The sequence below is a fragment of the Micromonospora desertarenae genome (genome assembly GCF_056150265.1).
In genome coordinates this window covers 381,957-402,987 of sequence record NZ_JAXCFQ010000002.1, presented here as the reverse complement: position 1 = coordinate 402,987, position 21,031 = coordinate 381,957, and the positions used below count along the sequence as shown (strand labels likewise).

23 protein-coding genes are annotated in these 21,031 nt (G+C 75.4%); 7 read left to right on the top strand and 16 right to left on the bottom strand.

Annotated features, from left to right (window positions below; translation table 11 throughout):
* Nucleotides 1-90 precede the first annotated feature (90 nt).
* From SM577_RS04925 to SM577_RS04915, 3 genes are read right to left on the bottom strand one after another with little or no spacing between them, the layout of a single operon-like run.
* Nucleotides 91-741 (bottom strand): HAD family hydrolase, encoded by a 651-nt coding sequence (locus SM577_RS04925; RefSeq protein ID WP_302920857.1) that lies wholly within the window; start codon nucleotides 739-741, stop codon nucleotides 91-93.
* A gap of 29 nt (nucleotides 742-770) precedes the next feature.
* Nucleotides 771-1,022, bottom strand: a complete 252-nt coding sequence (locus SM577_RS04920; protein ID WP_302920856.1) for a glutaredoxin family protein — start codon at nucleotides 1,020-1,022, stop codon at nucleotides 771-773.
* Nucleotides 1,015-2,664 carry an AMP-binding protein gene (locus SM577_RS04915; protein ID WP_474586384.1) on the bottom strand — a complete coding sequence of 550 codons (1,650 nt, stop codon included), beginning with the start codon at nucleotides 2,662-2,664 and terminating at the stop codon, nucleotides 1,015-1,017. The genes SM577_RS04920 and SM577_RS04915 overlap by 8 nt, the downstream gene beginning before the upstream one ends.
* A 759-nt stretch (nucleotides 2,665-3,423) precedes the next feature.
* Here SM577_RS04915 and SM577_RS04910 point away from each other — a divergent pair.
* The 3 genes from SM577_RS04910 to SM577_RS04900 all read left to right on the top strand — a co-directional run bounded on the left by SM577_RS04910 (nucleotide 3,424) and on the right by SM577_RS04900 (nucleotide 6,579).
* Complete coding sequence (locus SM577_RS04910) at nucleotides 3,424-4,380, top strand: ECF subfamily RNA polymerase sigma factor, BldN family (RefSeq protein WP_474586383.1); 957 nt, start codon at nucleotides 3,424-3,426, stop codon at nucleotides 4,378-4,380.
* A gap of 295 nt (nucleotides 4,381-4,675) precedes the next feature.
* Nucleotides 4,676-5,557, top strand: coding sequence for a DUF5667 domain-containing protein (locus tag SM577_RS04905; RefSeq protein WP_302920853.1), 882 nt, complete (start codon nucleotides 4,676-4,678; stop codon nucleotides 5,555-5,557).
* 146 nt (nucleotides 5,558-5,703) lie between these two features.
* Entirely contained in the window at nucleotides 5,704-6,579 is an 876-nt protein-coding gene (locus SM577_RS04900; RefSeq protein WP_474586382.1) for an HAD family hydrolase, read from the top strand.
* Nucleotides 6,580-6,601: 22 nt separating this feature from the next.
* On the opposite strand, the gene SM577_RS04895 is transcribed toward SM577_RS04900, so the two are convergent.
* The 11 genes from SM577_RS04895 to SM577_RS04845 all read right to left on the bottom strand — a co-directional run bounded on the left by SM577_RS04895 (nucleotide 6,602) and on the right by SM577_RS04845 (nucleotide 16,594).
* On the bottom strand, nucleotides 6,602-7,459 hold the full coding sequence (locus tag SM577_RS04895) for a lysophospholipid acyltransferase family protein (protein WP_302921023.1): 858 nt from the start codon (nucleotides 7,457-7,459) through the stop codon (nucleotides 6,602-6,604).
* Between the two features lie 373 nt (nucleotides 7,460-7,832).
* A complete protein-coding gene (locus SM577_RS04890) occupies nucleotides 7,833-8,906 on the bottom strand; it encodes an NAD-dependent epimerase/dehydratase family protein (protein WP_302920851.1) in 1,074 nt (357 codons plus the stop codon).
* Between the two features lie 120 nt (nucleotides 8,907-9,026).
* Nucleotides 9,027-9,128 (bottom strand): 30S ribosomal protein bS22, encoded by a 102-nt coding sequence (locus SM577_RS04885; RefSeq protein WP_007465623.1) that lies wholly within the window; start codon nucleotides 9,126-9,128, stop codon nucleotides 9,027-9,029.
* 222 nt (nucleotides 9,129-9,350) lie between these two features.
* Nucleotides 9,351-9,560 (bottom strand): helix-turn-helix domain-containing protein, encoded by a 210-nt coding sequence (locus SM577_RS04880; protein WP_007465625.1) that lies wholly within the window; start codon nucleotides 9,558-9,560, stop codon nucleotides 9,351-9,353.
* A gap of 231 nt (nucleotides 9,561-9,791) precedes the next feature.
* Nucleotides 9,792-10,976 (bottom strand): ABC transporter permease, encoded by a 1,185-nt coding sequence (locus tag SM577_RS04875; protein ID WP_302920850.1) that lies wholly within the window; start codon nucleotides 10,974-10,976, stop codon nucleotides 9,792-9,794.
* The gene (locus SM577_RS04870; RefSeq protein ID WP_474586381.1) at nucleotides 10,973-11,899 is read right to left on the bottom strand and encodes an ABC transporter ATP-binding protein; all 927 of its coding nucleotides are present in this window, start codon (nucleotides 11,897-11,899) and stop codon (nucleotides 10,973-10,975) included. Before SM577_RS04870 ends, SM577_RS04875 begins: the two co-directional genes overlap by 4 nt.
* Before the next feature lie 88 nt (nucleotides 11,900-11,987).
* The gene (locus tag SM577_RS04865; RefSeq protein WP_302921022.1) at nucleotides 11,988-13,382 is read right to left on the bottom strand and encodes an efflux RND transporter periplasmic adaptor subunit; all 1,395 of its coding nucleotides are present in this window, start codon (nucleotides 13,380-13,382) and stop codon (nucleotides 11,988-11,990) included.
* 89 nt (nucleotides 13,383-13,471) lie between these two features.
* Nucleotides 13,472-14,776, bottom strand: a complete 1,305-nt coding sequence (locus SM577_RS04860; RefSeq protein WP_474586380.1) for a hypothetical protein — start codon at nucleotides 14,774-14,776, stop codon at nucleotides 13,472-13,474.
* A gap of 117 nt (nucleotides 14,777-14,893) precedes the next feature.
* A complete protein-coding gene (locus tag SM577_RS04855; protein ID WP_302920847.1) occupies nucleotides 14,894-15,229 on the bottom strand; it encodes a YrdB family protein in 336 nt (111 codons plus the stop codon).
* Nucleotides 15,229-15,804: a TetR/AcrR family transcriptional regulator gene (locus SM577_RS04850; protein WP_474581426.1), complete on the bottom strand. Its 576-nt coding sequence runs from the start codon at nucleotides 15,802-15,804 to the stop codon at nucleotides 15,229-15,231. The genes SM577_RS04855 and SM577_RS04850 overlap by 1 nt, the downstream gene beginning before the upstream one ends.
* Nucleotides 15,797-16,594 (bottom strand): alpha/beta fold hydrolase, encoded by a 798-nt coding sequence (locus SM577_RS04845; RefSeq protein WP_302920844.1) that lies wholly within the window; start codon nucleotides 16,592-16,594, stop codon nucleotides 15,797-15,799. Before SM577_RS04845 ends, SM577_RS04850 begins: the two co-directional genes overlap by 8 nt.
* A gap of 77 nt (nucleotides 16,595-16,671) precedes the next feature.
* Between SM577_RS04845 and SM577_RS04840 the strand changes: the two genes are divergently transcribed.
* Complete coding sequence (locus SM577_RS04840; protein ID WP_474586379.1) at nucleotides 16,672-17,076, top strand: VOC family protein; 405 nt, start codon at nucleotides 16,672-16,674, stop codon at nucleotides 17,074-17,076.
* A 1-nt stretch (nucleotide 17,077) separates the two neighbouring features.
* Here SM577_RS04840 and SM577_RS04835 read toward each other — a convergent pair whose 3' ends face one another.
* Nucleotides 17,078-17,998: a proline dehydrogenase family protein gene (locus SM577_RS04835; protein ID WP_302920843.1), complete on the bottom strand. Its 921-nt coding sequence runs from the start codon at nucleotides 17,996-17,998 to the stop codon at nucleotides 17,078-17,080.
* 18 nt (nucleotides 17,999-18,016) lie between these two features.
* Here SM577_RS04835 and SM577_RS04830 point away from each other — a divergent pair, with 18 nt between their 5' ends.
* Genes SM577_RS04830 through SM577_RS04820 form a run of 3 tightly spaced genes read left to right on the top strand, consistent with a single transcriptional unit; the run spans nucleotide 18,017 to nucleotide 20,181 of the window.
* The gene (locus tag SM577_RS04830) at nucleotides 18,017-18,409 is read left to right on the top strand and encodes a hypothetical protein (RefSeq protein ID WP_474586378.1); all 393 of its coding nucleotides are present in this window, start codon (nucleotides 18,017-18,019) and stop codon (nucleotides 18,407-18,409) included.
* 1 nt (nucleotide 18,410) lies between these two features.
* Nucleotides 18,411-19,577 carry a glutathionylspermidine synthase family protein gene (locus SM577_RS04825; RefSeq protein WP_302920841.1) on the top strand — a complete coding sequence of 389 codons (1,167 nt, stop codon included), beginning with the start codon at nucleotides 18,411-18,413 and terminating at the stop codon, nucleotides 19,575-19,577.
* Between the two features lie 19 nt (nucleotides 19,578-19,596).
* On the top strand, nucleotides 19,597-20,181 hold the full coding sequence (locus tag SM577_RS04820) for a CGNR zinc finger domain-containing protein (protein WP_302920840.1): 585 nt from the start codon (nucleotides 19,597-19,599) through the stop codon (nucleotides 20,179-20,181).
* A 24-nt stretch (nucleotides 20,182-20,205) separates the two neighbouring features.
* Here the strand turns inward: SM577_RS04820 and SM577_RS04815 are convergent, their stop codons facing one another.
* Entirely contained in the window at nucleotides 20,206-21,012 is an 807-nt protein-coding gene (locus tag SM577_RS04815) for a sugar phosphate isomerase/epimerase family protein (protein ID WP_474586377.1), read from the bottom strand.
* Nucleotides 21,013-21,031: the final 19 nt, after the last annotated feature.

Genomic DNA, 21,031 nt, shown 5'->3' with positions numbered 1-21,031 from the left:
TTCTCGATCTCCGGCACCGCCGCTAACTCCATGATCAACGGGGTCGACCGGGGGGAGGGGAGGGGGAGGGGGAGGGGGAGGGGGAGTTGGTCAGGGGAGGGTTTGGGCTAGTTTTACGGCTTCGGTTAGGGTGTCGGCCACGGGGTGGCCGGAGGCGTGCAGGCGGGCGGGGTCGGTGAAGCCGCCGGTGTAGAGCACCGCGCGGGCGCCGACCGAGGTGGCGGCGTCGGCGTCGTCGATGGAGTCCCCGATCAGCACCACCGCCCCGCCGTCCAGGCCCAGCTCGGCCAGGTGCCGCTCCAGCGACTCGGCCTTGCGGTCGCCGCCGACCTCCGCCCGCAGCCCGTCCACCCGGACGAAGTGCCCGGTCAGCCCGTACGTCTGCACGGTCGGCACCAGCTCGTCGTGGAACCACATGGACAGCAGCGACTGGCTCCCCGACCAGCTCGCCATCGCCGACGCCGCGTCGTGCGCCAGCTCGCAGGTGGTCAGCCCCGCCCGGTACGCGTCGTGGAAGAGCCGGTCGAGCCGGCCGAACGCCTCCTGGTCGACGGCCCGGCCGAGCACCTCGGCGTAGTAGTCGGCGATCGGCCGGCGGAACCGGACCCGGTGCTCCTCGGCGGTCACGCTCGGCCCGCCGACGCTGGCGAAGGCGGCGTTGGTGGCGGCGACCACCAGGCTGAGGTCGTTGAGCAGGGTGCCGTTCCAGTCCCACACCAGGTGGGTGCGTGCAGGGGTCATCGCCGCACCCTATCCACCGCCCACCAGCGCTACAGCTGGGGTGTGGTGAGGTCCCGCAGCAGCCGCTCCTCCTCCACCCGCCAGTAGCCGTGCTCCTTGCCGTCGAGCAGCACCACGGGCAGCCGGTCGCCGTACTCGCGCTCCAGCTCGATGTCGCCGCTGACGTCCTGCTCCACCCACCGGTCGCCGGTGACCGCCACCACCCGGTCCAGCGCCTCCTTGGCGTCGTCGCAGAGGTGGCAGCCGGGCCGGGTGATGAGGGTGAGTCGGGGTTCACGCATCGGTGTCCTCCGTGCTGCTGGCGCCGGCGTCGGCCGGCGAGCGGTCGCCGGCCGGGTCCGCCGGGGACGGGTCCGACCGGAGCAGGGTCTTGCGCACCTTCCCGATCGCCGAGTGGGGCAGCGCGTCGACGAACTCGACGGCGGTCGGGCACTTGAACCGGGCCAGGTTGCGGGCGCAGTGGGCGAGCAGGTCCTCGCTGGTCACCGGACGCCCCGGCGCCGGCACCACGTACGCCCGGACAGTCTCGCCGGTCCGCGGGTGCGGCACACCCAGTACCGCCGACTCGGCCACGCCCGGGTGCGCGGAGAGCACCAGCTCGACCTCGTGCGGGTAGACGTTGAACCCGTTGACCAGGATCAGCTCGCCGATCCGGTCGACCAGGAAGAGGTCGCCGTCGGCGTCCGCGTAGGCGACGTCGCCGGTGGCCCACCAGCCGTCGGCGTCCGGCCCGCCCCGGCCGTCCGGCCAGTAGCCGGAGAAGAGGTTGGCCCCGCGCACCACGATCTGCCCCGGGTCGGTGCCCGGCGCGGGGTCGGCCAGATCCAGCTCGTCGTCGTCCTCGTCCGGCTCGGCCACGCCGTCGCGCCACAGGTCCGCCCCGTCTGGGCCGACCAGGCGCAGCTGCACGCCGGGCAGCGGCCGGCCGATGGAACCGGCCTTCGCCACCTGACCGACCAGGGTGGTGGTGAGCACCGGGGCGGTCTCGGTGAGGCCGTAGCCGACGTGCACCGGCCGGCCGGCGACCTCGGCGAAGCGGGCCGCCACGGCCGGCTCCAGTGGCGCCGCGCCGCAGACCGCGACGCGTACCGAGGCCATCGCGGCGGCGGCCGCGCTGGCGTCCGCCGTGGACCAGGTCAGGAACATCGACGGTACGCCGACCAGCACGGTGACCCGGTGCCGGGCGATCTCGGCGAGCCCGCCGTCGGCGCCCAGGTCGTCGACCAGCACCCCGGTCGCGCCATGGTGGACGACAGCGCCCAGCCCGGAGTTCAGCCCGTACGCGTGGAACAGCGGCAGCGCCAGCAGCACCGTGTCGTCCGGCCCGACCACCGGCGGCTCGATCCGCTCCACCTGCTCGTGGTTGGCCAGCAGCGCCCGGTGGGAGAGCATCGCGCCCTTCGGCCGGCCTTCGGTGCCCGAGGTGTAGAGCAGCACCGCGAGGTCGTCGCCGCCCCGGGCCGGCGACGGGTCGCCGGCCGGCGCCGCGCGGGGCGGCGTGGCGTGCACGGCGGTGAGCGCGGGCAGTTCCCCGGCGACCTCGGCGACCAGCTCGCGGACCGGCTCGGTGCCGATCAGCACGGACGCGCCGGAGTCGGCGAGCACGTGCCGCAGCTCGGGGCCGGTGAGCGCGGGGTTGACCGGCACCGCCACCAGCCCGGCGCGGAGCGCGCCGAGCAGGCCGAGCACGAAGTCGGGCGAGTTGGGCAGGGCGACCGCGACCCGGGCGGGCCGCCCGGCCGGGTCGGCGGCCGGCACCGCCGCGGCCAGCCCGGCGACCACCTCGGTCACCGCCGCGTCCAGTTCGGACCAGCTCAGGGTCTGTTCGCGCCAGTGCAGCGCGGGTCGGTCGCCGTGGGCGACGGCCGCCCGGCGGAGCCGGTCGGCGAGGTTCGGCGCGGAGCTGTCGGCTGCGTCCTGCACGGTGGCTGAGTCTGGCACAGCGCGGGCCGCCCGGCCATGCCGGACACCGGCCGGCACGCGCCCCGGAGAACGGACCGAGCCGGCCACCCGCCGGCCCCGGACCGGACGCCGGTCGGCGGGAGCGCCGGCGGCCGGGACCGGGTCGGGTGGGCCGGTCGGCGGGAGCGCCGACGGTCGGGACCGGGTCGGCTGGCCCGGTTGGCGGGGCGGCGCCGGCCGGGCCGGCGGGACGGGCTCGGCCGGACGGCGGATGGGTCCCGTCCACAGGACACGCCGAGACGACATCCGAGACACCTCCGGTCCCGTGCACAGGACGCACCGGGACCCGCCGCACACCCCCTCGGACGCACCGCCCGACCGTCCGCCCGGGACTGTCGACGATCCCAGAGGAATGCGCTGACCAGGGCCTCCACTGCGGACCACGGGCCGTTGGGAAAGTCAACCGCACACGACGGACAACCGGTCCGCCATTCGTGCGACACGGCGGGAAATACTTCCGCCCTGTGTAACGGACTTGCCACGCGCGGGTGACGTTGGCCCTATCATCACTCGGGTCGGCTCACCCCATTTGCCGTGAGTCGACACCCCTCAGCCCGAGGAGGCCCCCGTGCCTGTGAGCGCATTGGACCAGCACCTCAAGGGGATCTGCCGCCCGTCGGCACACCCCCGACCCGCCCTGCCCGACCACAGACCCGATCCGGTGTCGCCGACGACGCACCGGCCGGCGCGGTCGACCGCCGGCGGGACGGAGGGAGCGCGGTGACAACCTTCGGCTACGCGGAACGCCCCCTCGGTCTGACCGGTCCGGCGGCCCGCGCCACCGTGAACGAACGACTCGCCGCCCGGGGCCCGGTGGAGGACACCGGCAGCCTCTCCGTACGGGCGGAGGGCACGTCGAAGCGGCTGCGCAACCGGCCCCACCACAACGACCCGCCGCCCCGGCCGGCCGCTCCCGGCGCGAACGCGAAGCCGGCCGGCGGCCGCGTCGCGGTGCCCGCCCGGCCGTCCATGCCGGCGCAGAGCCGGCGCACCGGGGAGCCGCCGGCGGTGGCCGACCCGTCCACGACCGAGACGGCGGTGCTCCCCGCGGTGCCGGCGGCCGCCCCGGTCAACACCTCCACGGGCTACCCGAGCCGGCCCGACCCGTCGGACCCGGCCACCGAGGTCTGGGCACTCGTCGAGCGCGCCCAGGCGGGCGAGTCCGAGGCGTTCGGGCTGATCTACGACCGGTACGTGGACACGGTCTTCCGGTTCGTCTACTTCCGGGTCGGCAACCGCCAGCTCGCCGAGGATCTCACCTCGGACACCTTCCTGCGCGCCCTGAAGCGGATCGGCAGCTTCACCTGGCAGGGCCGGGACCTCGGCGCCTGGCTGGTCACCATCGCCCGCAACCTGGTCGCCGACCACTTCAAGTCCGGCCGCTACCGGCTGGAGGTGACCACCGGCGACGTGCTGGACGCCGACCGCGAGGACCGGGGCCCGGAGGGCAGCCCGGAGGCCGCGGTGGTCGAGCACATCACCAACGTGGCCCTGCTCAGCGCGGTCAAGCAGCTGAATCCGGAGCAGCAGGAGTGCATAGTGCTCCGGTTCCTGCAGGGCTTCTCGGTGGCCGAGACGGCCCGGGCGATGGGCAAGAACGAGGGCGCGATCAAGGCGCTCCAGTACCGGGCCGTCCGAGCCCTGGCGCGGCTGCTCCCGGACGGTTTCCAACCGTAGTCCCATGAATGGGACTCGCGCCTGTCGATCAATGTTTTCGCAGCTCAGCGCCCTTCTTGCTGGGTGACTTCGGTCACTTTCTGTGATTTCGCACCCGCCGGCCCCGTAACCCGTGCCCGCTGCTGACCGTTTCTCCGGGTGCGACCGGTTGGTAGCTCCGGCATCCCCCCGGGCCCCCAGCGGGAGGCCCGGCGGCATGGCCGGCCACGAACGTGGGTTCGTGGTGCCCGCCGTCCCCGGTCGTCGGCGACGACAGCGGCCGACCGGCCGTGACCAGCGAGAGGAGGTGCCTGCGGTGGACAGCAACCTCTTCTCCCGTCGGCGCGCCGAGCGCTTCGCGCAACTTCTCGACGAGGCCAACGGTGGGCGACGCCGCCACGCCCGGTCCCGGGCCGACGACCAGCTCGCCGCGCTCGTCGCGGTCGGGCAGCGGCTGCGCACGGAGGTGCCGGCCGTCGAGGTCGACGCGGACTTCCGTACCGGGCTGCGGGCGATGCTGCTGGCCACCGCCGAGCGGGAGGGCATCGGCGCCCCGGCCGCCGCGGAACCGGCCGCCCAGCGCGCCGGCACCGCCACCACCGGCCGCGGTTCGCTGCTGCCCGCCGTCACCGCCCGCCGGGCCCGGGCCCGGGGGGCCATCCTGGTCGGGATCGCGGCCGGGGCGATCGCCGTCTCGGGCATCTCGGCGGCCAGCGAGAACGCCGTGCCGGGCGACGCGCTCTACGGGATGAAGCGCTCGACCGAGCGCGCCCAGCTCGCCCTGACCAGCTCGGACATCAGCCGGGGGCAGCTCTTCCTGGACTTCGCCCGGACCCGGCTGGGCGAGGCGGCCGCGCTGCGCGGCGACCAGACCGGCTTCAGCGCCGTGCTCGACGACATGGACGCCGACACCCGGCAGGGCGTACGCCTGCTGAACAGCGCGGCGGTGCAGCGCTCCGACCCGGCGGCGCTGGACGCGGTGAACTCCTTCCTGACCGGGCAGCGGCGGTCGGTGAACGCGCTGCTCGACGACGCGACCCGGGCCGAGCGGGACCGCGCCCGGCGCTCGCTGGCCCTGCTGGACGCGATCCGCGAGCGCTCGGACGCGCTGCGCGCCGCGATCGCCTGCGGCCTGCCGGCCCCCGCCGGCAGCGACGCCCTCGGCCCGGCCCCGGCCGCCTGCCCGCCCGGCCGCTGACGCCCCACGCCGGGCGAGTCGCCGGCATCCCCACGTCGGGGAGCCGGACACGCCACAGTTCACCCGCCGGCCGGCCATCCGACGCCCGCTCCCGGCTACCCTCGCCAGGAGGCACACGTCGCGCCGGTCGAGCGGAGGGAGGTCGCGTGGCCCGCAGCCGCAAGGTGACCGTCAGCACCGACGCCCACGGTCACACCGCCGGCTGGGCGGAAACGGACCCGGCGGCGCCGACTCCCCCGGAGCCGGACCCGAGCGCGGCGGCCTTCTTCGACGTGGACAACACGATGATGCAGGGCGCCTCGATCTACTGGTTCGCCCGCGGGCTCGCCGCGCGCAAGTACTTCACCACCTCCGACCTGGTCCGGTTCGCCTGGCAGCAGCTCCGGTTCCGGCTGCTCGCCACCGAGCACGCCGGCGACATGTCGCAGGCCAAGGAGGCAGCCCTCGCCTTCATCGAGGGCTGGCGGGTCGAGGACGTGGAACGGCTCACCGAGGAGATCTTCGACGAGCTGATGGCGCCGCGGATCTGGAGCGGCACCCGGCGGCTGGCCCAGCGCCACCTCGACGCCGGCGAGCGGGTCTGGCTGGTCAGCGCCGCGCCGGTGGAGATCGGCCGGGTGATCGCCGCCCGCCTCGGGCTGACCGGCGCGATCGGCACGGTGGCCGAGATCGCGGACGGCGCGTACACCGGGCGGCTGGTCGGCGACCTGATGCACGGCCCGGCGAAGGCCGAGGCGATCAGCCAGCTGGCCGCGGTCGAGGGGCTGGAGCTGGGCCGGTGCTCCGCCTACAGCGACTCGGCGAACGACCTGCCGATGCTGTCGGCGGTCGGCCGGGCGGTGGCGGTCAACCCGGACGGCACCCTGCTGCGGCAGGCCCGGCAGCTCGGCTGGGAGGTCCGGGACTTCCGCACCGGACGCCGGGCGGTCAAGATCGCCGTGCCGTCCACCGCCGCCGCTGGCCTGGTCGCCGGGGCGGTGACCGCGGGCCTGGCGCTGCACCGCCGCCGCCGCGGCAGCTGACCGGCCCGCAGCCGGCCCCCGGTCAGGGGCCGAACGGGTCCGGCCGGCGCTCCAGCAGCTTGTGCAGGGTCTGCTGGATGGTCTCCCGCACCTGGTCGGCGAGGTTGAACACCACCAGCGGGTCGTCCGCCGAGTCGGTCAGGTGGGCGGTCGGGATCGGCGGGCAGAACTCGATCAGCCACTTGCTCGGCAGCGGCACCATGCCCAGCGGCCCGAGCCACGGGAAGGTCGGGGTGACCGGGAAGTACGGCAGCTTGAGCAGCCGGGCGAGCGGCTTGATGTCGGCGAGCATCGGATAGATCTCCTCGCCGCCGACGATGGCCACCGGCACGATCGGGGTACCGGTTCGCAACGCCGCCGAGACGAACCCGCCACGGCCGAAGCGCTGGAGCTTGTAGCGCTCGGAGTAGAGCTTGCCGATGCCCTTGAAGCCCTCCGGGAAGACGCCGACCAGCTCGCCGTTGCCGAGCAGCCGCTCCGCGTCCGGGTTGCAGGCCACCGTGCCGCCGGACTTGCGGGCCAGCTCGGAGACGACCGGCATCCGGAAGACCAGGTCGGCGCCGAGCAGCCGCAGGTAGCGGTGCGCCGGGTGCTGGTCGTGCAGGGCCGCCGAGAGGATCAGCGCGTCCAGCGCCACCGTGCCCGAGTGGTTGCCCACCACCAGCCCGGCGCCGTCGGTGGGCACGTTCTCGATGCCGGTGACCTCGGTGCGGAACCAGTCCCGGTAGAGCACCCGCAGCAGCGGGTGGAAGACCGCGCTGGTCAGCTCCGGGTCGAAGCCGAACTCGTCCACCTCGTAGTCGCCGGCCAGCCGGCGGCGCAGGAAGGCCAGGCCCTTGGCCACCTTGCGGTCCCAGTGGTCGCCCGGCCGGTCCGGCACCGCCGGCCCCTGCCCGGCTCCGCCGTCCCGGCCGTCGCCGGTCCGGCCGCCCGCCGTCGGCCCGGCCGACTCGTCGGCGGCCGGCTCGTCCCGGCCCGGCGGGTCGGCGTCGTCGGCGGCGGCCGGCTCGTCGGGGCCGGGCCGATCGGCGGTGGCGGCGGTCGCGGGCAGCACCGGCTCGTCGGTGGCCGCGGTGTCCGGCTCGTCGGGCGCGGGCCGGTGCCCGTTGGCCCGCGCCGCACCCGGGTCGGCCACGGTCAGCGGTACGTCGTACCGGCGGTCACGCCGCTCCTCCGGTCCGCTCATGCCGGCACTCCGCTCCGCTCCGTGCCGTCATGCGGCACCTTCGCGCCGAGCCTGCTGATCCGTTCGCTCACGAGCGCTCCCGGACGGCGGCGCGCACCTGCCGGATCCCGTCCAGCACCAGCCGCTCGGCCGCGGCCAGCTGGTCCCGGGACACCACGACGCCGCCGTGGTGCGCGCGGATGAAGTCGTCGAACGCGGCCGCCGTGGAGCGCGGCGTGAAGCCGTACTCGCGCTCCAGCCGGCTGGTGTCGACCACCCGGCCGTGCACGAAGAGGTCGACCTGGTCGAGGCCGTAGCGGCCGAAGCCGAGGTTGCGGGCGAGCGCGGCGGCCCCGGACAGGCCCGGCTCCAGCACCGGCACGGCGACCCGGCCGGCGCGCCGGATCGCCTGGGAGAGCGAGAGCACCCCGGGCCCGGCGACGTTGTAGGTGCCCGGGTGGTCCTCCACGATCGACCGGTGCAGCACCTCCAGCGCGTCGTCGAAGTGCAGGAACTGCAACCGGGGGTCGCGGCCGAAGACGGTGGGCACCACCGGCTGGGAGAAGTACCGGGTGAGCGTGGTGTCGGCGGTCGAGCCGATGAACGGCGCGAAGCGCAGCACGGTGGCGGTGACGTCGGGCCGGCGCCGCCGGAACCCGCGCACGTACGCCTCGATGTCGAGGATGTCGCGGGCGAACCCGCCGCGCGGCACCTCGCGCGGCTCGGTCTCCTCGGTGAACACCGCCGGGTCCCGGAACGAGGCCCCGTACGCGGCGGTCGAGGACCGGACCACGAGCTTGCGCAGCCGGGGCGCGCGCTGGCAGGCGGCGAGCAGCTGCATGGTGCCGATGACGTTCTGCTCCTTCATCGCCGACCGGCCGCCGTGCTGCTGATCCGGGGCGCTGACCAGGGCGAGGTGCACCACCGCGTCGACCTCGAGATCGGCCAGCAGCCCGCCGAGCGAGCCGGCGTCGACGCGGATCCGCTCGACCCGGTCGAGCAGGTCGGTGAACTCGGCGCCGGGCTCCGGCGGGTCGACGCCGATGACCCGCTCGATCCGCGGGTCGGCGGCGAGCCGGGCGGCGACGTGCGCGCCGAGGTAGCGGCCGACCCCGGTCACGACGACGACCCCCGGAGCACCTGGGGTGCCACCGGGGGTCATGTCTCGCACCTGCCCCGGCAGGCGGGATCGAGCCGGGACAACCGCGGCCTGATCACCTGAGCCTCCGAGGGTCTGCAGTCGGCGAGTGACGACGGACGCCGGGCCGTGGCCCGGCTCCGCTCACTTGCCGAGACGGCGACGCTGGACGCGGGTCTTGCGCAGCAGCTTGCGGTGCTTCTTCTTAGCCATGCGCTTGCGGCGCTTCTTGACCACCGAGCCCATACGACAGCCTTTCGATGCAACGTGCGGGGCGACCGGATGACACCACCCTCCGGTGGCGTCGGCGACCGCTTGCGGACAACGGACCGGACCAGCCTGGGGGCGGCGGGGCGCACCGGTGTGCGGTCACGGTCGGGTCCAGGGTAGCGGGAGAGCTTCAGCAGGACCAACGCGACCCCGGTCGACGGGCGTCAACGCGCTCCCGTCGGGGGGCCGGCGGGTGGCTCAGGCGGTTTCCTGAAAGGCGCCCCGGAGATATTCGTGCACCGCGTGTTCGGGCACCCGGAACGAGCGGCCCACCCGCACCGCTGTCAGCTCACCGCTGTGCACCAGCCGGTAGACCGTCATCTTCGACACCCGCATCACCGTCGCCACCTCGGCGACGGTCAGGAACTTGACCTCCGACAGCCGACCGTCGGACTGCGACCCGGCCATGGCTCACCGACCCATCCCATGCCCGGCGCGTGCCACCGGACGGGATCTCCCGCCCGGCACCGGCGAACGCGCGTGTTACCAGTACGGTAGCGGGGCGGCTGTGACCGGCGCGATCCCTTCGTACAACTGATCATAATTCGGCGCCCGATTCACCCGTTCCGACCTGCCGATATCCGCCCCGCCACGCCCGATGTCCCGGTTGCCGGCGGCCACCGCCGGCCGGGTCCGCGCTCACTCGGCGCGGAGCGCCACCACCGGGTCGAGGCGGCCGGCCCGCTGCGCGGGCACCACGCCGAAGACGATGCCGACCGCCGCCGACACGCCGAACGCGAGCGCCAGCGACCACCAGGTGATCGCCGCCGGGATCGGCGACAGCGCGTCCACCAGCAGGGCGGTGCCCACCCCGAGGGCCATGCCGGTGAGCCCACCGACCGACGTCAGCAGCACCGCCTCCAGCAGGAACTGCACGCCGATGTCCCGGGGCCGGGCGCCGACCGCCTTGCGCAGACCGATCTCCCGGGTCCGTTCCCGGACGCTGACCAGCATGATGTTGGAGACACCGACCCCGCCCACCAGCAGCGAGATGCCGGCGATCGCGGCCAGCACGCCGGTGAGGACGCCCAGGATGTCGCCGAGCACGCCGAGGATCTGCTCCTGGGTCACCGCGCTGAACTCGGTGCCCGGATGCCGGCGGGCCAGCTCCGCCACGATCCGGTCACCCAGCTCGTCGATCCGCTCCCGGTCCGGCGCCTTCACCGCTATCCCGTCCACCCGCTGGGTGCCGTAGAGCCGCTGCGCGGCGGTCACCGGGACGTGCACCTCGTCGTCCCGGTCCACGCCGAGGCTCTGGCCGAGCGGGGCGAAGACGCCGATCACCCGGAACCGCACCCCGGCCACGGTGATCTGCCGCCCGACCGGGTCGCGGTCGGGGAAGAGGGCGCGCGCCACCGAGGCGCCGAGCACCGCCACCCGCCGGCTGGTGTCCACGTCGGAGCCGCTCAGGTAGCGCCCCCGGGCCAGCTCGCGGGTGAACACCGCCGGGGTGGTCTCCAGCACCCCCTGCACCGTGCTGAAGTCCGCCCGCCCGCCGGCCCGTACGGTGGCGCCGGAGGCGACGGTCACCGCCACCCGGTCGCGGTCGCCGACCACCCGGACCACGGCGTCCACGTCGGCCAGGGTGAGCGGGGAGACGGCCGGGGCGGCGCCCACGTCCAGCCGGCCGGGGACCACCAGCAGCAGGTTGGAGCCGAGCCCCTCGACCTGCTGCTCGACCTGCTGCTTGGTGCCGGTGCCGATGGCCACCAGGATCACCACCGAGGCGACCCCGATGATCACGCCGAGCATGGTCAGCGCGCTGCGCAGCCGGTTGGCCCGCAGCGCGCCCAGCGCCACCCGCCAGGCCTCCGCGACTCTCACGAGGCTGCGCCACGGTCGTCGGCCGGGCGCGGAAGGCGCCCGGTGGCTCCGGTGGCGCCACCGGAGCCACCGGGCGGGTGCCCCGGGCCGCTTCCGGACGCGGACCGGGGCTCCGCGCTGGGAGCGGGCACCAGTGTGTCAGGTCGGTCCGCGCCGCCCGACGCCGGTCGATCATGAAGCTCGACGGGCCGTTCGGCCGCGGCCGGGGCGCCCGCGTGGCGCTCCCCCGCCGGCGCGGCGCTGTCCGCGGCGACCACGCCGTCGCGCATCGCGATCCGCCGCCGGGCCCGGGCGGCCACCTCGTGGTCGTGGGTGACCAGCACCAGCGCGACGCCCGAGGCGGCGTTGAGCCGTTCCAGCAGCTCCAGCACGGCCGCGCCGGTCGCGCTGTCGAGGTTGCCGGTGGGTTCGTCGGCGAGCAGCACGGCCGGGTCGGTGACCAGCGCCCGGGCGATGGCGACCCGTTGCTGCTCGCCGCCGGAGAGCTGGTTGGGACGGTGGTTGAGCCGGTGACCGAGCCCCACCCGGTCGAGCATGGCGGCCGCCCGCTCCCGCCGCTGCCGGGCCCCGACGCCCCGATAGACCAGGGGCAACGCCACGTTCTCCACCGCCGACGTCCGGGGCAGCAGGTGGAACGCCTGGAAGACGAAGCCGATGGTCCGGTTGCGCAGCGCCGCCAGCTCCGCGGCGGAGAGGGTGGACACCTCCCGGCCGCCGATCACCAGCCGGCCGCCGGTCGGCCGGTCCAGCCCGCCGAGCAGGTGCATGAGGGTCGACTTGCCGGAGCCGGACGGCCCGACCAGGGCCACGTAGTCGCCGGGCGCGACGGTCAGCGAGACGCCGCGCAGCGCCGGCACCGACACCCCGTCGAGCTGGTACGTCCGGGAGACGTCGGTCGCCTCGATGGCCGGCGCCGCACTCACGGCGCCACCCCCTCCACGACCCCGAGGCGGCCCTCGACCACCGGCTGCGCCGCCCCACCGCGGCTCCCGGCCGCCGGCCGCTCGGGCGTCACCGCAGCTCCTGGCCGTCGCGGACCTGGTCGGTGCCGCGGACCACCACCCGGTCGCCGGGCTGCACGCCGCTGACGATCTGCACCAGGTCCTCGCCCTGCACCCCCAGGGTCACCGGGGCGCGGTCGGCCCGGCCGTCCCGGACCAGCCAGACCGCGTCCCGGCCGTCGGCGGAGAAGACCGCCGAGGCCGGTACGGTCACCGCGTCGGCGGCCTCCCGGACCCGCAGCCGCACCACCGCGTTCATGCCGGGCCGGGGCGCCGGCGCCGGTTCCCCCTCGCCGTAGCTGCCGGCGTCGAGGCTGAGCCGTACCCGGTAGGAGACGCCGCCCCGGGCGGAGGTGGTGGGCAGCACGTCGACCGAGCGCACCCGCGCCGGGTAGCTCGCCCCGGTCACCGCGTCCAGTTCGGCGGTGGCGACCAGACCGGGACGCACCAGCAGCACGTCGGTCTCGTCGACCTCGGCGAGCAGGCCGAGCGCGCCGACGTCCACGATGGTCAGCACGGGCGTGCCGGCGGTGACCAGGCCGCCGACCGGCACCGCGTCGTCCACGCCGGCCGGCGGCCGGCCACCACCCGGCGCGAAGGCGGACGGATCCAGGCCGGCGGGCACTCCCCCGGCCGCCCCGAGCAGGTCGTCAAGCCCCGCGGTGGATCCACCGGCGGCGGTCCCGCCCGGCTGCACCACGCCCGCGATCGGGGCGCGCAGGGTCAGCGCGTCGACCGTCGCCTTCGCCAGGTCGTACGCCTGCCGGGCCTGGAGCCGCTGGGCGGCGGAGAGCGCGCCGACGGCCGAGTCGAGGCCGGCGACGCCCCGCTGGACCGCCCGGATCGCCTGGTCGGCCGCGCGGGCGGCGACCCGGTACTGCTCCTGCGCGGCGGCGACCTGCGCCAGCAGCGCGGCGCGCACCCGCGGGTCGCCGATCTTCCCGGCGGCGGCCCGGGCCGCCTCGAACGCCTCGGCGGCGGCCCGGTCGGTGCCCCGCCGGGAACCGCCCAGCTCGGCGCCGCCGACGCCCCGCCCGGCCCGCTTGGCGGCGGCGAGCGCCTCCCGGGCCTGGCGGAGCCGGGCCCGGGCGGCGGGCGAGTCGATCACGGCCAGCACCTGACCCTTGCGGACCCGCTGGCCGGGCTGCACCCGCAGGCTGGCGAGGGTGCCGTCGGCGGCGGCGGTGAGGGTCGCCGCGGCGCGGGCGGTGACGGTCGCCGGAGCGTCCACCACCTCGGCGACCGCGGCGCGTTCCGCGGCCGCCAGGGTGACGTCGGGTTGTTCGTCGCCGCAGGACGCCCCGGCGGTTCCGGTCAGGACGGTGACGGCGAGCAGGGCGGTGAGCAGGCGGGGCCGCGTCGCTGGGCGCAGCCGCGGCGGGTGGGTGCGGCGCACCCCGTCGATCCTACGAACGGCTCGCCAGCAGCACCATCACGCGAAACCGCCGCCCGGTCGCCCCACCGCCGCCGGGTCGGCCGCGACGGTCCCGCGGGTCAGCCGGAGAGCCCCCGGACGTACGCCACGCAGGCGTCGTGCAGGGCCGGCCAGGGCTCGCCGAACACCTCCTCGGCGGCCTCGGCGACCGCCGTGCGCTCGTGCACCACCGCCCGGAAGAAGTCCAGCAGCCGCTCGGGCCCGAACCGGTCGACCAGATGCCGCACCGCCAGGTAGGAGATGCCGTAGCTGCCGGCGACCCGGTCGGCCGGGGCGTCCTCGGCCGGGTTCAGGTCGTCGAGCCGGCCGGTCCAGCCGCCGGCGGCCAGCCGGCGCACCTCGGCCAGCCCCTCGTACCGCTCGACCGGCTGGCCGTCGACGCCGGCGAACTCGGCCAGCCCCTCCACCAGCCACCAGGTGGCGGTGCCCGGGTAGCCGCGCTCGGGCAGCGACGCGGCGTGCGTCAGCTCGTGCCGGAGCAGGTCGTCCAGCCCGGTGGGGCTGAGCCCGTCGGAGTTCAGCACCACCTCGTGGTGCCCGCCGCCGACGGTGACCGCGTAGCCGCCGGTCCACTTCGGCCGGCCGCCGCCGTACCAGCGCTGCCACTCGGCGCGGCCGGCGTAGAAGACCCGGTACCGGTCGGGCGGGGTGCCGCCCACCGCGTACGAGTCGGCGACCCGCGCCGCGGCCTCGGCCTGGGCGAGCAGCCGGGGCAACTGCCCGCGCAGCGCCGGGGTGGTCGCCACCAGCGTCCGCGCGCCGACGGCCACCACCAGCTCGCTGGTCTCCCAGGGCCGGGTTCCGGTCGCCGCCGACCGGGACTCCTCCATCGCGACCAGGCGTGGCTGCCCGCCGCGCTCCGTCCACCGGGTGCCGATCAGCACCGGGCTGGGGCGGCAGTCCGGCGTCACGAAGCAGTAGCGGAACTCCACCAGCAGGCGCGACTCCCCCGGTCGGCCGGGCACGGCCTCGGGCAGGCCGTTCGGGCTGGCCTGCCAGACCGTCACCCGCAGGGCGCGCAGCGCGGCGAAGCGCCGCCGCAGGTCGGGGTGCGCGGCCGGCTCGGCCACCGCCAGGAAGCCGGCCCGGTCTCCGGCGAGCAGTGCGCTGGCCTGCCGGTCGAGCTGCGCGGACATCCGCTCGGCGAGCTGGCGGGCGGCGAGCGTGGCCGGGTCGGGGGCGGGGGTGCCGAGGCGGTCCAGCACGGCCCGGGCACCGGCGTCCCGGACCGCACCGACCAGCAGCGCCGCGGGCAGGCCGCAGGTCAGCAACAGCAGGAAGACGGTGAGCGCGGCCCACAACGGCCAGCGCCGGCGGGTGGGCGGCTCGTCCAGCCGGTCGATGTCCGGCGCCCCGTCAGTCACCCGCCGAAGGGTACGACGCTTCGATTCCTCGGGCGAGGGCGGCCCGGCAGGTCCGCTGCCCTGGCCGCCGACCGGGTCCGGCGGCCAGTGGTTCCGGCGGCCCGACGGGTGACCCGCTCAGGCCGGGCGGCCGGCCCGCCGGAGCAGGGTGACCGTGACCGCCCAGAGCACCACCAGCGCGGCGCCCGCCACCGGCCGGTCGAGCAGCGCGAGCAGGACGCCGCCGGCGACGAACCAGGTCGCCTGGAAGGCGTGCTTGGCGACCGGCCGCAGCGGCACCGTGGCCTTGGGCGAGCCGAGGACGCCCCACAGCGCGGCGAGCAGCAGCGGCACCCCGACGGCGGCGGCCAGCCGGACCGGTACGGCGGCGTCCAGCGTCCAGCCCCACCAGCCGCCCACCACCAGCACGGCCAGCTCCAGCACGAAGAGCAGCAGCAGACCCAGGGCGTACATCAGGAATCCTCGCGGGGCCAGGACCGGAACGCGGCGTCCAGGGCGGTCACCAGGTGGTCGAACGAGCGGTCGACCGCGCGGGGCAGGCCGAACCCGCCGGCGGCCTCCAGCGAGACGAACCCGTGCAGGGTGCTGCGCAGCATCCGGGTGGCGTCGGTGGCCGCGTCACCGTCGAGCCCGTAGCCGCGCAGGATGGCGACGATGGCGCCGACGGCGCGCTCCCCGGCGGCGACGTGCTCCGGGTCGGTCGGATCGGGGACCCGCTGCGTGGCCGGGTAGCGGCCGGGGTGCCGGCGGGCGTACGACCGGTAGGCGTGGGCCGCGGCCCGCAGCGCGTCCCCGCCGGCCCGGCCGACGGCGGCCGTGGTCAGCTCGTCCGCCAGCTCGGCGGTGGCCAGCGCGGAGAGCTTCTGGGCCAGCGCGTCCGCGCCCCGGACGTGCTTGTAGAGGCTGGGCAGCGCGACCCCGAGCCGGTTGGCCAGCGCGGCGAGGGTGAGCTGGTCGGGGCCGACCTCGTCGGCGAGCCGGGCCGCCTCGCGCACCACGGCCTGCTGGTTGAGCCCCGCCCTAGGCACCGGTGACCGCCAGGAACTCGGTGAGCTGGGCGGCGGTGCGCGCCGGCTGGTCGGCGTGCGGGTAGTGACCGGAGTCGTCGATCATCCGCGCCTCGGCGGTGGCGAAGAGCCGGCGGGCGGCGCGGGCCGCCGCGCCGGGGTCGGGGAAGTCCGGGTCCTTCGTGCCCATCAGCACCAGCACCGGCTGCCGGACCTCCCGGGCGCGGGCCGTCCAGTGCGGCTCGACCGGCGCGGCCACGCCCCGGGTCGCCGCCATCCGGCCGGGCTCGCGCAGCTTGGCGACCATCGCCCGGCGGTACGCCGCGTCGTCGGCCGGCCGGTCGCACGGGAAGAGCGTGCGGTGGAACAGCCCGAACAGCCGGGGGCTGCGCAGCACCGCGGCCAGCGCGACCCGCAGGAACGGGTTGAGCTTCGGCTGCTCGACGAACGGACTGACCTGGACGATGCCGTTGACCAGCTCGGGGGCGTCGGCGGCGGCGAAGACCACCGCCGCGGCGCTGGACGAGCTGCCGACCAGGGTGGCCGGCCCGCCGCCGAGGTCGCGGACCACCGCCAGCAGGTCGGCGCCGACCTCCGCCGGGGCGTACGACGGCCAGCCGGCGCTGGACTCGCCGTGCCCCCGGACGTCCACCGACGCCACCCGGTGCCCCGCCGCCACGAGGAGCGGGACGAGGTGCCGGAACGAGCCCCGGTTCTCGCCCATGCCGTGCGAGAGCACCACCAGGGGCCCCCGGCCGTGCACCTCGTAGGCGATCCGCCCGCCGTCCCGCGCCACGTAGCTAATACTCATAACCAATAAGCTAACTGCATTAGCCATGACCGTCAAGGCTTGACCTCGACCCGACTTCAGGTCGCAGGATTCCTGGCATGTCGGTCATCAACACGGTTCCGCACCTGCGGATCGCCCGCCCGAGCCGGGACCTGGCCGCCGCCGAACGCTTCTGGGTCGGCGCGCTCGGCCTCGACGTGCTCTGGCGGTCCACCACCGACGGGCCGGGCGAGCACGACCTGCTGATGGTCGGCTGGCCGGCCGCGCACTGGCACCTGGAACTCGTCGGCGGCCCGCTCGCCGCCGAACCGACCCCGACCGACGAGGACCTGCTCGTGCTCTACCTGGACGGGCCGGTCGACCCCGACCTGGTCGGGGAACTGGAACGGGCCGGCGGGACGAGGGTCTCCGCCGGCCCGTACTGGGACCGCTGGGGGGTGACGGTGGCCGATCCGGACGGCTACCGACTGGTGCTCAGCACCCGGGAGTGGTCGAACAGCTGACTCACTTCTTCGAGATCAGGGCCCGGCCGAAGAACATCAGGTTGGCGGGGCGCTCGGCGAGCCGGCGCATCAGGTAGCCGTACCAGTCCTCGCCGTAGGGCAGGTAGGTGCGCACCGTGTAGCCCTCGCCGACCAGCCGGGCCTGCTCCTCCGGCCGGATGCCGTACAGCATCTGGAACTCGAACTGCTCCGGCCCCCGGTCGAACCAGCGGGCCCGGTCCTCGCCGATCGCGATCAGCCGGGGGTCGTGGGTGGCCAGCATCGGGTAGCCCTCGCCGGACATCAGGATGTTCAGGCACCGGACGTAGGACTTGTCCACCTCGCGGGCGGACTGGTAGGCCACCGACTCCGGCTCCTTGTAGGCGCCCTTGCACAGCCGCACCCGGGAACCGGCGGTGGCCAGCTCGCGGCAGTCCGACTCGGTCCGCCGCAGGTACGCCTGGAGCACGGCGCCGGTCGCCGGGAAGTCCTTGCGCAGCTTGGCCAGGATGTCCAGGGTCGAGTCGGTGGTGGTGTGGTCCTCCATGTCCAGGGTGACAGTGGTGCCCACCTCGTCGGCCGCCAGGCAGATCGCCCGCGCGTTGTCGTAGGCCAACTGCTCGTCGAACGCCTGCCCGAGCGCGGAGAGCTTGACGCTCACCTCGGCGGCCGGGGTGAGCCCCGCGTCGGCGAGCATCCGCAGCAGCCTCAGGTACTCGTCCCGGGTGGCGTTGGCCTGCTCGGGGGTGACGGTGTCCTCGCCGAGGTTGTCGAGGGTGACCGCGAGACCGCTGTCGACGAGCCCGCGGGTCGCGCGCAACGCGTCGTCGGTCTTGGCGCCGGCGACGAACCGGCGGACGACGTCCCGGGTGAACGGGGCCGTCGCGACGAGCCGCTCGACCTGGGATGACCGGGAGGCGGCGAGGATGACGGAACGGAGCATGCGCTGAGCGTAACGCCCGTGCGCGGGCGCGCGCCGGGCGGCGGCGGGGTGCGCCACCCGGCGACCGGCCGCCCCGCCCCGGGCCGCCCGGACCGGCCACCCGGGGCGGCGCGACTGGCGGAGATCGGCTACAACGATGCCGTGGACGAACGCCCCCGCCGCCGGCTCCGGTCGGCCTCCGTGCAGCTCGGCGCGCTGACCGCGCTGGCCCTCGCCCTCTCCGGCTGCAACCTGACCTCCGACGACGATGACGACGACTGCGCCCTCGGGCCGACCGGCGGTGGCGGCACCGTGGCACTGGCGCTGCGGGCGCCGGCGGCCACCGCCGAGCGGACCGCCCCGCAGCCGGTCGACGCGGCCGTGCCGGAGCGCGGCGGGTTCGGCACCCACCTCGCCGCCTGCGGCGGCTGAGGTGCGCCGGGAGTCGGTCAACCCGCGGCCGGGCTGGGACGCCACCATCCGGGAGCAGGGCCTGGTGTACGTCGACACCGAGCTGCCCGACGGCGGGGTGATGTCGTACTGGGACGAGACCGCGGCGTACGCCTTCGAGCTGGACGAGGTGCTCCGGCTGGAGGAGGCGACCGAGGAGCTGCACCGGATGTCGGTGGCCGCCGCCGAGCACGTGGTCACCCGGCACCGGTACGCCGAGTACGGCATCCCGGCCTGGGCGGCCGAGGCGGTGGCGCGGTCGCTGCGGGAGCGCCCACCGACCCTCTACGGCCGCTTCGACCTCTGGTACGACGGCAGCTGGCCGCCGAAGCTGCTGGAGTACAACGCCGACACCCCCACCGCGCTGGTCGAGGCGGCGATCATCCAGTGGTACTGGCTGGAGCACACCCGGCCCGAGCTGGACCAGTGGAACAGCCTGCACGAGCGGCTGGTCGGCGCCTGGGCCAAGATCGGCGCCGGGCTGCACGACCGGCGGGTGCACGTGGTCTGGTCGAACGAGGAGGAGTCCGGCGAGGACCACATGACCGCCGGCTACCTGGCCGAGACCGCCCGCCAGGCCGGGCTGGACGTGGAGCTGCTGCCGATCCAGGAGATCGGCTGGGACGGCCGGCGCTTCGTCGACGCCGCCGACCGGCCGGTCACCACCTGCTTCAAGCTCTACCCCTGGGAGTGGATGCTGGCCGAGCCGTACGGGCCGCTCGCGCTCGCCCCGGGCACCCCGACCACCTGGATCGAGCCGGCCTGGAAGCTGCTGCTGTCGAACAAGGCGCTGCTCGCCGTGCTCTGGGAGCTCTATCCGGGGCACGAGCTGCTGCTGCCGGCGTACCTCGACGGGCCGCGCGGAATGTCCGAGTACGTGGCCAAGCCGCTGCTCGGCCGGGAGGGCGGCTCGGTGCGGATCGTCACCCCCGGCACCGAGCTCACCAATCCCGGGATCTACGGCGACGAGGGCTGGTGCTACCAGGAGTTCCGGGCGCTGCCCGAGTTCGCCGGCAACCGGATGGTGCTGGGCAGCTGGATCGTCGACGGCGAGTCGGCCGGCGCCGGGGTCCGGGAGAGCGTGAGCCTGATCACCGACGGTTACGCGCGGTTCCTGCCGCACTACATCGACGCACCGCGTGGCGGGTGAGTCGTCTACCGTTGGGGGCGTGAACTTCGACGCGTACGCCCGGACCGGTGTTGATCTCGTCAACGCCCGTCTGGACGACCTCGACAACCTGCGGGCCCTCTTCCCCGACGACAACGCGTGGATGCGCGACGAGGTCGCGGAGCGGGACCTGGCGATCTTCCGGCGCGCGCAGAAGCGGCTGCGCGACGTCTTCGAGTACGGCACCTCGGGGCGCGACGCCGAGGCGGTGGCCGAACTCAACTCGCTGCTGGAGGCGTACCCGGTGCAGCCGCGCATCTCGGGGCACGACTCCAGCGACTGGCACATGCACGTGACCAGCCGGGGCTCCTCGGTGAGCGCCGAATACCTCGCCGGCGCGGTGTGGGGGCTGTCGGTCTGGCTCTGCGAGTACGGCAGCGCCCGGTTCGGCGTCTGCGCGGACGAGCGCTGCGGCAACGTCTACCTGGACACCTCGTCCAACTGCTGCCGGCGGTTCTGCTCGGAGCGCTGCGCCACCCGCTCGCACGTCGCCGCGCACCGCGCCCGCAAGCGCGCCGCGGTCGGCGAGCAGGCCACGGTGGCCGCCCAGCCGGCTCCGGCCGAGTCGCTGACCCCGGTCAGCTGAGCCGCCCGGCCCGGTGGGCGCCGGTCAGGCGTCCACCGGGGACGGGGTGCTCAGGTGCTCGCGGGCGAACTCCAGCGCGGCGCGCAGATCCGCTTCGCGCACCGCGCGACTCTTCGCGCCCCGGGTGGTGACCTCCACCGCGACCGAGCCGGTGAACCCGCGCCCGGCCAGCGAGGAGAGCAGCTCCGCGCAGGGCTGGGTGCCGCGTCCCGGCACCAGGTGCTCGTCGCGCCCCTCGCCGGTGCCGTCGCCGAGGTGCACGTGGACCAGGCCCTCGCCCATCCGGTCGGCCATCGCCATGGCGTCGGTGTGCGAGGCGGCGCAGTGCGACAGGTCGAGCGTGTAGGAGGTGTAGCCGGTGGCGGTCGGGTCCCAACCCGGGACGTACGGCACGAACTGCCGGCCGGCCATCCGGACCGGGAACATGTTCTCCACCGGGAACCGCAGGTCGGGGTACTCCCGGGCGATCTTTTCCAGCCCGTCGGCGAAGTTGCGGGCGTAGTCCCGCTGCCAGGTGAAGGGCGGGTGGACCACCACGGTCGGCGCCCCGAGCGTCGTGGCCAGCTCGGCGGAGCGGCGCAGCCGCTCCCACGGGTCCGGGCTCCACACCCGCTGGGTGACCAGCAGGCAGGGCGCGTGGACGGAGAGCACCGGCACGCCGTAGTGCTCGGAGAGGCCGCGCAGCGCGCCGGCGTCCTGGCTGACGGCGTCCGTCCAGACCATCACCTCGAGGCCGTCGTAGCCCAGCGCCGCGGCCAGCTGGAACGCCGCCGCGGTCCGCTCAGGGAAGACCGAGGAACTGGACAGGAGCACCGGGACTGGGGAAGTCACACCTGTCAGGGTAGCCCGC